The sequence below is a fragment of the Rhizobium sp. CG4 genome, assembly GCF_023701965.1.
Classification (GTDB): domain Bacteria; phylum Pseudomonadota; class Alphaproteobacteria; order Rhizobiales; family Rhizobiaceae; genus Agrobacterium.
This window is the reverse complement of sequence record NZ_JABAEG010000009.1, coordinates 190,103-201,895: the sequence shown is the minus strand read 5'-3', so window position 1 is coordinate 201,895 and position 11,793 is coordinate 190,103. Positions and strand designations below refer to the sequence as shown.

The window sequence follows — 11,793 nt, the reverse complement described above, 5'->3', positions numbered from 1 at the left end:
TGTCTTGCGGGTCCTTCTGGTTGAAGACGATTATGTGCTTGGAGAGGCGTTGCGTGATCACGTAGCAGCCGCAGGCCATGCTGTGGATTGGTTCAAGAACCTGGCAGATTCAATCGCTGCAACGCAGACAGTCAATTATGGGCTGGTGCTCCTGGATTTGCGCCTTCCCGATGGTGAAGGGCTTACATTGCTCAAGACCCTGCGCTCCGCCCATGATTCAACACCCGTCATCATTCTGACTGCCCATGATCAGGTATCGGACCGAATTGAAGGCTTGAATGCCGGTGCGGATGATTACCTCGTCAAACCTTTCAATCTCGGCGAGTTGACGGCGCGTATGCTGGCAGTCTCACGTCGTTACGAAGGCAGGTCGGTCTCAGTTGTTACCCTGCCGGATATCGAGATCAATCAGGCGGTGCGCAGCATTGATGTTCACGGCAAGCCCGTGTCACTGAGCGCACGCGAATGGGCCGTTCTAGACAAATTGATCGAGCGACCCGGCGCGCTTGTGTCCAAGACACAGCTCAGCGAAACCTTGTACGAATTCGGCGCGGAAATTGAGAGCAATACGGTTGAAGTCTACATCAGCCGTCTGCGCAAGAAAATCGGGCATGGCCGCATCGAGACTGTGCGCGGCATTGGCTACACAATCCGTTGAGGCAACAATGAACGCCAAAATGAGCATGACACGCAAGCTCGTTTACGCCGTGACCGCTGTGGTTGCCGTGGCATGGCTGCTTGCCTCCAGCCTTGGCATCATGGTGATGCAGGACGAGTTTGCAGAGATATTTGACAGCGCCGTTGAAGAAACGGCTGAGCGCTTGTTGCCGCTTGTCGTGAACGATATTCAGGAAGGCGGTGTCTCATCCGCGCAACTCGACTTCACGCAGCGAGCCGCTGGCAAGGAGTATTTGACCTATCAGGCGCGTGACCGGCTTGGACATGTTCTTGTTCATTCGCATGACAGTTCCACCGAGCCCTTTGATGTGCCGCTCGTTGCTGGTTTTGCAGACACATCTACACAGCGCATCTATACCGCCGTATCCCCTGACGGTGCGATTTTCCTGCAGGTGGCAGATGCTTTTGCCAATCGCCGCGAAGCTATTGTTGAAGCAAGCGTCGCATTGTTCCTGCCGCTTATCATTCTGATCCCTGCCAGCATCGCTGCGGTTATCTTCGTGGTTCGTCGCACCTTGTACCCGATCCAGGAACTGCGGGACGATATCGGACGCAAAGACAGCGGCAACATGGTGCCTGTTGATGCAAGTCCCCTGCCGGCCGAGTTACATCCGATTGCCCGTTCAGTAAACCTGTTGCTTGAACGTCTGCGGTTATCTCTCGAAGCGGAAAGGGAATTTACCTCCAACAGTGCCCATGAATTGCGCACGCCGATTGCGGGCGCGCTTGCGCAGGCGCAGCGTCTGAAAGCGGAAGTGCCCACGGAGTTTTCACCACGCATCGACCAGATTGAACAGTCGTTGTCACACCTTGGTCGTCTGGCAGAAAAGCTTCTCCAGATGTCGCGCGCCGATGCCGGCATCGGTATTTCCGATACGCTGACAGACCTCGCCCCAGTGATAAAAATCGTCGTTGGTGACCTCGAGAGAATGTCAATTGGTGACGGTCGGATCAATCTTCACCTTGGCAAAGATGCACAACTTGAACGCCACATCAATCCGGATGCCTTCGGCATTGTCATTCGCAACCTGCTGGAAAATGCTCTGGTGCACAGCCCGCAAGACAGCATGGTGGAAATTTCTGTCGAAAACGGCAATCGCCTGCGTGTTGCCAACGAATGCGAACTGATCAGCCCAGAAGATCTCGTCGGGTTGACAGCGCGCTTCACCCGTGGGCCAACCAAGGCCTCTGGTTCTGGTCTTGGTCTGGCTATCGTTAGCAATCTCGTCGAGAAGATGAACGCTAAACTCACCCTATCCTCACCCGCATCAGGAAAAAAAGATGGCTTTGAAGCCATTTTGACATTCTAGCCAAATAACTGGAAAGCGACCTTACAGACGTTCCAGCGCATCTTGCGCTTGCGCTCTGGTCGGCATGCCACGACGGCCACCAAAGACTTCGCATTTCAGCGCGGCGGTGACAGAGGCAAGTCGCATCGTGTCGCGCAGTGGCAAACCTTCGGCGATGGCCAATGCAAAGGCACCGTGGAAAGCATCGCCAGCAGCCAGGGTATCAACCGCCTTGATAGTTAAGGTCGCCTGATGCTGCACTGTGCCTGAGGCGTTTTCCAGCCAGAAACAGCCTTTTGAGCCGACCGTAATGCATAAAAGTGTATCCGGCAACTTTTTCCGCAAGGCCAGCAACATATCGGTGACATCATCCAGACCAGTCAGACTTGTCGCGGCAGGCTCTGAAAACACGATGTGGCTGGCCGCCGGTGCCAGTCGCTCCAAGACCTCGACCGGAGCAACGTCTCCATCCAGAATGGCAGGAATGCCAACGCGCCTTGCGGCCTGCAACACCGCAAGCGCCAGCTTCGGCCAGCGAACATCCACCAGCACGGCATCAAATCCGGCGATCTCGGCATCATCAAAAGCCTTTGCCGTATCATGCAAGTGATGGTCGTAAAATGGTACGATCAGTCGTTCACCAAGATCATCGACCAGAATGGTCGATAGTGCTGAACGGGCACCCTCCGCAATCGTCATGCCGGACATGTCGATACCGTCGTCACCGAGATCACGCAAAATCCGGACACCGGTTTCGTCATTGCCAACCGAACCCCAGAGGCTGGCATGGCCGCCCAATCGCACGATGGCATAAGCAGCACTGGCTGCCATGCCCTCGGCAATCTCCAGCATGTCGTAAGGCAATAATTTGCCTTCGCCCTTTGGCAGGTCGTGAACTCGGAAGATCGTGTCGAGGACGGATGCCCCGACACACAGAATACGCTTTGTCACGTTGCTCAAATACGCTTGCCAGTTTCTTTGTCGAACAGGTGAATATGATCCGTATCTACGGCAATGCCGACCGTGCTGCCAAATTGAACATTGAGACGTTCGCGGAACAGGCAGGCAATTTCATCACCCTTGCAATTCAGCTTGGCATAGATTTCAGAGCCAGTGCCTTCAACCAGTGTGACCGTGCCTTCAATGTTGCCAGCAGCAGCCCTAATGTGTTCGGGACGAATGCCGTAAACCAGTTCGCGGCCATGAGCCGAGGCAGCCACGTCCTTTGGCAGTGGCAAGGTCAATCCGTTTTTCGTCCGGAAAATACCTTCCTCGATACGACCATCGATGAAATTCATCGATGGTGAACCGATGAAGCCTGCCACAAAGATATTGGCCGGGCGGTCATAGAGTTCTAGCGGCGCGCCAACCTGTTCTATGTACCCGTCATGCAGAACCACGATCTTGTCGGCCATAGTCATGGCTTCAACCTGGTCATGCGTCACGTAAATGGTTGTCGTACCAATACGCTGATGCATCGCCTTGATTTCACCGCGCATCTGCACGCGTAATTTCGCATCAAGGTTGGAAAGCGGTTCATCGAACAGGAACACCTTGGGATCGCGCACAATGGCACGTCCCATCGCGACGCGTTGGCGCTGGCCGCCAGACAGTTGGCGCGGGTATCTTTCCAGCAATGCGTCGAGGCCAAGAATGGTCGCTGCCCGGTTGACCTTTTCCTTGATTTCCGCCGGGCTTGCTTTTTTGAGCTTCAGTGCGAAGCCCATATTTTCGGCCACAGTCATGTGCGGATAGAGCGCGTAGTTCTGGAACACCATGGCGATATCACGATCGCGCGCCGGCAGATGCGAAACCTCACGAGAACCGATGTGGATTTCGCCGTCGCTCAATTCTTCAAGTCCGGCAATCATGCGCAGCAGCGTGGATTTTCCGCAGCCCGATGGGCCAACGAGGACAACAAAGTCTCCATCCGTGATGTCAACGCTGATGCCGTGAATGACCTTGACGGCGCCATAGTGTTTCTGGACGTTTTGAATACTGACGGGTGCCATATGTATCTATTCCTGTCGAAAATCGTTTCGTGAACGGGCGTTGAGCCCGCTTAACCGCCCTTGACTGCGCCTGCCGTCAAACCAGCGACAATCTGCTTTTGTGCAAACATTGTCAGCAGAAGAACTGGCAGGGTCACAATCAGCGCAGCCGCTGCAAGTGGTCCCCAACTGACCTGTTCAAAGGACAGCATGTTGTAAACGGCAACCGGCAACGTACGGGTCTCACGGCTGGCAAGGACAATACCGAAGACGAAATTGTTCCATGAGAAGATCAGCGCCAGAATGAACGACACCACGATACCGGGCTTGGCAATCGGCAAGGCAACCAGACGGAACACCTGCCATGAACTTGCGCCGTCAATGCTGGCGGCCTCTTCCAACTCCATGGGCGTCGTTTCGAAGTAACCAATCATGATCCAGACCACGATTGGCACAGTTACCACGAGGTGAATGATGATCTGCGGCCATAGGGTACCGAGCAGGTTTAGCCATTGGAACAGCAGGAACAGCGGAATGAGGAACGACAGGCCGGGTGTCATACGGGCGATCATGATGACAACCGCCGACTTTTCGGCCTTTAACCGGGCGATGCCGTAACCGGCCGGCACACCGATGAGCAGTGCCAAGATTGTCGCAGCACCTGTCACCAGCACGGAATTCCAGAAATACAGCAGGAAGTTATTCTCTTCAAAAACCTTGGCATAGTTCGACCATGCGATGTTTTCCGGAATGAGAATGGGCGGGTATGCGCCGTTGTCGATTTCATATTTCAGTGACAGCGATATCATCCAAAGAAAGAACAGGATGACAGGCGACACCATCACAACGGCCACGAATAACATGCCGATGCTGTCGAGTGTTTTGCGTCTCATCAGCGTCCCTCCGCATTAGACCAGTTTGCACGCTGGCGTGCCATCAGAAGCACAAAGGAAAGCGCGATAATGACCAGGAAGAAAACCACGGCCATGGCAGAGCCATAACCAATGTCGTAATAGGCAAAAGCCGTATTATAGAGATAGATGTTGATCGTCTCCGAAGCCGTGCCCGGACCACCCTGTGTCATTGCATAGATGATGTCGAAGCTTTTCACGGCATCGATCGAGCGGATGATAACAGCAATAATCAGGAAGGGCGCGATCATCGGCAATGTTAGGAAACGGAACTTCTGCCAGGCGTTTGCGCCATCGATTTCAGCGCTTTCATAGGGCTCGCGCGGCACGGCCGCCAAACCACCAAGCACAATCAGCATAACCAGCGGTGTCCACTGCCATGTTTCCACCAGCACCAGCGAAGGAATAACCGTCGACTGGTTATAGATCCATTCCTGAGCACCAATACCGATGAAGGACAGAAGATAATTGAGTACACCAAGCTGCGGGTGGAACATCATTGTCCAGACCAGCGCCACAGCAACCGGTGTCGCCATCATTGGCATGACGAACACACCACGAAGCAAACCACGCAGCGGGAATTTTGCATCGAATACAAGAGCCGCAAGTGTGCCGAGAAACAGAGGTAAAACGACAGAAAGTACTGTGTAGACCGTCGTATGCCACAGGGATTCCCAGAAGCGCATATCCTGGACCAGCCGCACATAATTGGCAAAACCGGCAAAGACCCGTTCCTGGCCGAGTGTCCAGCTATTGACGCTCATCCACAGGGTGAAGGCCCAGGGAAAAACAATCACGGCCGCAACGACCACTAGGGCGGGAAGAACGAAAGGCCAGTAATTGGGAGCAAGCCGTGAAGGCTTGCTCTTTTTTACCTGTTTGCCTTGCGTCATCGTGTTATCGATGCTCACGGCTGTCATTACCCCTCGCTACGTGCCAGTACGGGTTCAAACTGGGCTGTTGCGTTCTTCAGTTCAGCGGCCGGATCAGCGCCGCCAATCATATTGGTAAGCGCAACACCATAGATGTCGCGGAATTCCGTCACCGGTATGATGACCGGCAGAGCCAGCTTGGATACCTTGCCCGAGCCGGAAACGGCATCAAGCCATGCACTTGGCATTTTCACGCCTTCACGCACTTTGGCATCTTCAAGAATGGACTGGCGGAACGGTACACCGGCACCGGCCTGCAGCAGGCGGGCACCCATTTCATGCGAAATCGCCCATTGGCAGAACAGATAAGCTGCTTCTTTTTTGGTGCTGGCCTCGGTCACGCCAAGACCGTCACCGAAGGTACCGGCAGCCTGTGTCGCTGGTCCCTTTGGCATGACACCATAACCGACCTTGCCAACAACGCGGGACTTCTGCGGATCTTCGATTGGCGGTGCAAAACCAACGCCGTCGAACCACATGCCGACCTTGCCCTGCAGGAAGGCCGACTGTGCTTCCGCCCAATTGAAGCCGGATATACCTGGAGGTGCCGCTTTGGTCATCAGACGCTGATAGAGCGTTGCAGCCTCGACCGCTTCTTTGGAGGTCGTCTGCAGTTTTCCATCAGCATCAATAGGACCGGAACCGTAGCCCAGCAACAGCGACGTCCAGACCGGCGTGTTGGCGTTTTTCAGACCGCGCGCAACGAAACCATAAGTGTTTGTCGATGGGTCAGTGATCTTTTCAGCAGCATCGACCAGTTCCTCAAAGGTCGTCGGATAGGAAAGCCCCTTCTGCTCGAACAATTCCTTGTTCCAGTAGACAATCCAGTAATCCACCGAGAATGGCAGCGAACGCAGGACCCCGTTGGAATCCTTGGCAAACAACATGCCGGCCTCAGCAAAATCGCTTTCCACAAGTGATGGATCGGTCAGCGACGAATCTTTCAGGAAACCGCTGATATCAGCCAGCCAGCCGCCCTTTTCGAACTGGCGCTTCTGAACGTGGTAGCTGAGGTGCACAACGTCAAAGCTTGGCTTGCCTGTGCTGAGCTCGATAACCGTCTTCTGGCGCTGCTGCTGCTCTGGAGTGGCTTCGGCGTTGACCTTGATGCCGGTCAGCTCTTCGAATTCCTTGAGATGCTTGATCAACGTCTCGCTGCGTGGACTTTTGACGAGATTGACTTCCAGCGTGGTCCCAGAGAATTTCTTCCAGTCAACGGCAGCCGATGCTGTGCGTGCGCCAAGCAGGGCTGCGCTACCAAAGGCAGCACTTGCCGCCAAAAACGTACGGCGGGTTGGTCTCAATAATGACGATGTCATGCCAGTCCTCCTCTTATTGCCGTACAACTCCTCCGCACGGCTTGCTTCTCATACCCTAAAGGCCTGTTAAGCCCTGATTATATTGCCAGTGAACGATCCCTCGCATTGTTAATATGCGCGGTCAGGTTCTGCACCGCCTCTTCGGCATTACGCTTTTCAATTGCCTCAAGCACGGCCAGATGTTCCCCCATGACCGGCCCGACACGTCCATCGATGCGGAAACGCTCCTGATTGATGAGGCGCATCTTGATCGAATTGACGCGGTAAGCATTCGAAATGATCGAATTGCCCATCGCATCCACAAAGGCATTATGCATGCCCCAGTCCGTTGCCTGTGCCCGCTGTTCCAACTCGGCAGACGCGCCCTTCTCCTGAAGTTCCGCCGCAATATCCCGATGCAGCTTCAGCAAATTCTGAACGGCTTCATCGCTGGCGGAATGCGTAAACAGCGCCACGGCCTCGCGCTCCAGCAGAATTCTGAACTGGAAGGCCTCACGGATCAGGTTGATATCGATATGGGCAATTTGCAGTCCACGTTGCGGAACGGTTTTTATCAAACCTTCCGCCTCAAGCCGTGGAATAAGCTCGCGGATCGCTCCCAGCGTCAGTCCCGTCAGGCCAACAAGTTGCCGTTGCGAGATGAACTGCCCCGGGCGGACGTCACGAGCGAGCAGATGGCGCGTGAAGCTTTCATACGCCTTTTCCCTCAGAGTGATCTGCTCGCCGGTTTCGTCCATGCAATCCTCTAACCTTGCCGTCAATCAAGCCGCTTTTGATGGAAAAAGCCCATCAAAAACCTGCCCAATCTTCTCCCGCTCCTCGGATGGAATCGCTACAAGTGGCGGTCTTACATTGTGCCATACCGCGTCACCCGTCGTGCGGGCAACCAGTACTTTCACCGCAGGCGTGACCGGATACTTCAAAATTTCCACAACGAGATCAACGACGCGCTGATCTTCCTTGCCATCGACAGCCATGGCACGAATTTCCTGCGGCATGACATTTGCCATGCCCGAAATCGCGCCCTTGCCACCAAGGCGCGTACCCTGGGCAAGATGTCGCTCATCACCGATCAGAATGATCAGGTCTGCATGTTCTTTCAAAAGACGCTCGGTATGTGCCCAGTCACCACCGGAATCCTTCACACCGGTAACGACGCCCGGAAACGCCTTGCGCAACCGGCCAACCAGATCGACCGAAAGCTTCACCATCGTTACCGACGGAATGTTGTAAACGATAACATCCCTTGCTTTGCTGCCAAGCTGTTCAAACACCTTGGAGAACCACTCAAACAGGCCGTCGTCAGACACGTTCTTGAAGTAGGATGGCGGCGCCAACAGAACATTGCGCGCTCCGGCATCCAGAGCCTGCGCCGACTGATCCGCTGCATCTTCAGCAGAATCAACAAGCACGCCTGCTACGAACTGACGGCCAGAAATGCCCGCTTCTGCAAACGCCTTAAGGACTGCACCGCGCTCGCGGCTGCCGATTGAACTTCCCTCACCCGTTGTGCCGAACAGCGTAACACTGTCGCAGCCCGAAGCCAGGCAGTTCTTTGCATGCTGCGTCATGGTTGCGAAAGCAATGTTGCCTGCTTCATCAAAAGGCGTCGTGAGAGCCGCCGAAAGGCCGAAAGCTGTTGTCAATTGAATGCTCCTCCAGTCTGATAGCAGCAATATATTCAGGTAACATGTCAGTTGTAAACACAATAATTGTTTGCCTGTGGACGAATGATATGACAGGCATTTTGCGAATAAGAAATTATTCGTTACCGGTTGTTTATGTTTCTATTTTCAGCGCAGGTAATTAATGCGATGCTGTAATATCTCTGGCACCGGCGCGCTGTGGCCAATCATAAAGGCGCAATTGAATTGATGTGGTTTCCTCGTTTTGACGTAAGGCACATGATAGTAGAAAGCCCGGTTAAGCTGTCCAGGCTTGCTGTCACAGCATTGATTTGGGGTTGCGCCATGATGACGCCAACACACGCCCAGGATAACGCCAAGCCACTGCGGATCGTTTCCTTTGGAACATCCCTGACCAATCAGGGTGGCTGGCAGGTGCCGTTACAGACCTCACTCGCCTCATGCCTCAATCGGCAAGTTGAAGTGCTCAAGGTTGCTCAAAGCGGCGGCACATCAGACTGGGCCGTTTCGCATGTCGATGATGTTGTCCGACTTGCACCAGATATTGTGCTGATTGAGTTTTATGCCAATGACGCAGCCATCAACCGTTTGATGACGCGCGAGCGCAGCCGCACAAACATCGCACTTGTTTTTGATCGTCTCAAAAAAGAACTGCCAGCGACCCGGGTGATCATGACGCGCATGAACCCGGTTTCCGGAATGCGCGGATCGATGCGCCCATTACTGGAATGGTATATCGACATGCAACGCAACGAGGCACTTGCCCGCGGTTATGAATATGTCGACTACTATTCCGGCTGGTCCAAAATGACAAAAAATGAGCTGGAATCCGCCATTCCTGACGGATTGCACCCCAGGCCCGAAGCCGCTGCCCGTATCGTCACGTCGATCATGACGCCTTATCTTTGCAAGGGAAATGGCTAAAAGCCATTTCCCCTACATCACCTGCCCGGCCAAGGCCTTTGGTTTAAACGTCTTCCGCGCTGCTCCAAAGATGAACAGTCCCCAGACCGCAATGGAAGCGACGCCCAGAACGGCAGCGATGGGTCGTTCAAAAAGCCCAAACACATTGCCATTGGTGATGATCATTGACGTCGTGAAGTTCTGTTCGACCAGAGGGCCAAGAACGATACCCAGGATAACAGGCGCCATGGCAAAGCCGGACTTCTCCATGAAGAACGCCATCACACCCAACACCAGCATGACCGTTACGCCAAACATCGTGTTGTTGATGGAGTAGGATCCAACTACGCAGAACAACAGAATTGCCGCATTGAGCAATGCGCGAGGCACTTCGAATATCCACCGTGCTGAACGAGCCGCAACATATCCAAGCGGAAGCATCAGAATATTGGCAATCACAAACACCAGCATGACCGCGTAGAAGTTTTGCGGATTGGTGGTCAGCAACTGCGGTCCTGGCTCCATGCCCTTCATGACCAGGACGCCAACGGCGATCGCTGTCACGGCATCACCGGGAATACCGAACACCATGGCTGGAATCCATGAGGCACTGAGCGCCGCATTGTTAGTAGCGCCCGCCTCGACAAGGCCCTCCGGATGGCCCTTACCAAACAGCTCAGGGTTTTTGGAGGTTTTCTTGGCCAGTGAATAGGTTACCCAGGCAGCAAGATCGCCGCCGACACCCGGCAGAGCGCCGATAAGACTACCGATGATTGAACCGCGAACCTGATTTTTGCGATATTTCCATAGGCAGGCCATAACGCCCTTGAACGGGTTGCGCACATTGGCCTGTGGAATGTCCAGCCTGAAGCGACGCCCGGTACGCATGACTTCCGCCAGGGCAAACATACCAATCATCGCCGGAATGAAACTGATACCACCCGTCAATTCAGAAACACCAAATGTAAAACGCGGCGTGCCGGTTAGCGGATCAACACCGACTTGCGAAATCATCAGACCAAGAAGCAATGAAAGAGCGCCTTTCGCAACGCCACCGGAGGAAATCAAAGCAGCACAGCTCAGACCTAGTACCGCCAGCCAGAAATATTCAAAGCTGGAAAAACCAAGTGCAAACTTTGCCAAGGCTGGCGCGGTGAACATCAGGAATACAAAGCCGAACAGGCCGCCTAGGACCGAGCCGATAACGCCAATACCAATCGCAAGCCCCGCCTGCCCCTTTTGGGCCATGCGATAGGAATCTTCGACGTATGCGGCAGAGGCTGGCGTTCCTGGAATGCGAAGCAGTGTACCGGGCAAATCACCGGCAGTGATTGCCATCGCTGTTGAGGAAATAATGGCCGCAATGGCCGGTATCGGCGACATGTAAAATGTCAGCGGCACCAGCAAGGCGGTTGCCATTGTCGCCGTCAGACCGGGAAGTGCGCCGACAAACAGGCCGAATATTGACGACGCGACGATGACAAGCAACGTCTCAAGATTGAAGACGAGAAAATAGGCCTCAATAAATGCATTCATGGCTCAACCCCACATCGCGACCGGCACCGGCACACGTAATCCATAAACAAACAGCGCATAGGTCAGTCCGGTCATGACCACTGCGAAAATGATCGCCTGCAACCATCCGCCGCCACCCAGCAACACCATCGCAAAAACGAAAATGGAGGCTGTGATGAGAAACCCGAGAACAGGCATAAGCAGGATCAATGCAAGGATCGCTAACAACAACAGCGGGTTATAAAGCCGGTCGATGAGAGTTATCGGTCCACCGTCATCTTCGGCTGGTTCGTCCACGGCCAGCTCATCAGAAGCATCCGTGCCACGTCCCATCCACGTCTGGGCAAGCATAACAAGGCCAAAGAACAGCATACCGGCACCGGTAATGGCCGGAAATAAACCAGGTCCAACCGCCATGCCCGGCATGGCTTTCAGCTCCATGGAGCCGACGAGCACATAGGCACCAACCAGCGCAAACAGAACGGATATTACAAGATCAAGTCGATTGACCGTCGTCATACGCGGTCTCCTTCTGCAAGTGTTCGCAGGGACAGTCGGCATAGCAACGCGTGATGCTGAACACTGTCAGCGTTCCCATGACGTATCGTT

At 54.2% G+C, this 11,793-nt stretch carries 12 protein-coding genes; 3 read left to right on the top strand and 9 right to left on the bottom strand.

Annotation, left to right across the window (positions count from 1 at the left end; translation table 11 throughout):
* Positions 1-4 precede the first annotated feature (4 nt).
* Together HGO37_RS22260 and HGO37_RS22255 are read left to right on the top strand one after the other, a co-directional pair.
* Positions 5-658, top strand: a complete 654-nt coding sequence (locus HGO37_RS22260; protein WP_192489437.1) for a response regulator — start codon at positions 5-7, stop codon at positions 656-658.
* Between the two features lie 19 nt (positions 659-677).
* Positions 678-1,988: a sensor histidine kinase gene (locus HGO37_RS22255; protein ID WP_250985268.1), complete on the top strand. Its 1,311-nt coding sequence runs from the start codon at positions 678-680 to the stop codon at positions 1,986-1,988.
* A 21-nt stretch (positions 1,989-2,009) separates the two neighbouring features.
* On the opposite strand, the gene HGO37_RS22250 is transcribed toward HGO37_RS22255, so the two are convergent.
* The 7 genes from HGO37_RS22250 to HGO37_RS22220 form a co-directional block, all read right to left on the bottom strand.
* Positions 2,010-2,927 carry a sugar kinase gene (locus HGO37_RS22250; protein ID WP_250985267.1) on the bottom strand — a complete coding sequence of 306 codons (918 nt, stop codon included), beginning with the start codon at positions 2,925-2,927 and terminating at the stop codon, positions 2,010-2,012.
* Positions 2,924-3,979: an ABC transporter ATP-binding protein gene (locus tag HGO37_RS22245; RefSeq protein WP_250985266.1), complete on the bottom strand. Its 1,056-nt coding sequence runs from the start codon at positions 3,977-3,979 to the stop codon at positions 2,924-2,926. The genes HGO37_RS22250 and HGO37_RS22245 overlap by 4 nt, the downstream gene beginning before the upstream one ends.
* Positions 3,980-4,029: 50 nt before the next feature.
* Positions 4,030-4,851, bottom strand: coding sequence for a carbohydrate ABC transporter permease (locus HGO37_RS22240; protein WP_192489183.1), 822 nt, complete (start codon positions 4,849-4,851; stop codon positions 4,030-4,032).
* Positions 4,851-5,789, bottom strand: a complete 939-nt coding sequence (locus HGO37_RS22235) for a carbohydrate ABC transporter permease (RefSeq protein WP_250985265.1) — start codon at positions 5,787-5,789, stop codon at positions 4,851-4,853. The genes HGO37_RS22240 and HGO37_RS22235 overlap by 1 nt, the downstream gene beginning before the upstream one ends.
* Positions 5,789-7,120: an ABC transporter substrate-binding protein gene (locus HGO37_RS22230; RefSeq protein ID WP_250985264.1), complete on the bottom strand. Its 1,332-nt coding sequence runs from the start codon at positions 7,118-7,120 to the stop codon at positions 5,789-5,791. Before HGO37_RS22230 ends, HGO37_RS22235 begins: the two co-directional genes overlap by 1 nt.
* 77 nt (positions 7,121-7,197) lie before the next feature.
* Positions 7,198-7,857: a GntR family transcriptional regulator gene (locus HGO37_RS22225; RefSeq protein WP_250985263.1), complete on the bottom strand. Its 660-nt coding sequence runs from the start codon at positions 7,855-7,857 to the stop codon at positions 7,198-7,200.
* 24 nt (positions 7,858-7,881) lie between these two features.
* Positions 7,882-8,766, bottom strand: a complete 885-nt coding sequence (locus HGO37_RS22220; protein WP_250985262.1) for a dihydrodipicolinate synthase family protein — start codon at positions 8,764-8,766, stop codon at positions 7,882-7,884.
* 324 nt (positions 8,767-9,090) lie between these two features.
* On the opposite strand from HGO37_RS22220, the gene HGO37_RS22215 reads away from it, so the two are divergent.
* Positions 9,091-9,690: an SGNH/GDSL hydrolase family protein gene (locus HGO37_RS22215; protein ID WP_250985261.1), complete on the top strand. Its 600-nt coding sequence runs from the start codon at positions 9,091-9,093 to the stop codon at positions 9,688-9,690.
* A gap of 12 nt (positions 9,691-9,702) precedes the next feature.
* On the opposite strand, the gene HGO37_RS22210 is transcribed toward HGO37_RS22215, so the two are convergent.
* Both HGO37_RS22210 and HGO37_RS22205 read right to left on the bottom strand, forming a co-directional pair.
* The gene (locus tag HGO37_RS22210) at positions 9,703-11,205 is read right to left on the bottom strand and encodes a tripartite tricarboxylate transporter permease (protein ID WP_250985260.1); all 1,503 of its coding nucleotides are present in this window, start codon (positions 11,203-11,205) and stop codon (positions 9,703-9,705) included.
* Positions 11,206-11,208: 3 nt separating this feature from the next.
* Positions 11,209-11,703 (bottom strand): tripartite tricarboxylate transporter TctB family protein, encoded by a 495-nt coding sequence (locus HGO37_RS22205; RefSeq protein ID WP_250985259.1) that lies wholly within the window; start codon positions 11,701-11,703, stop codon positions 11,209-11,211.
* Between the last annotated feature and the right edge of the window lie 90 nt (positions 11,704-11,793).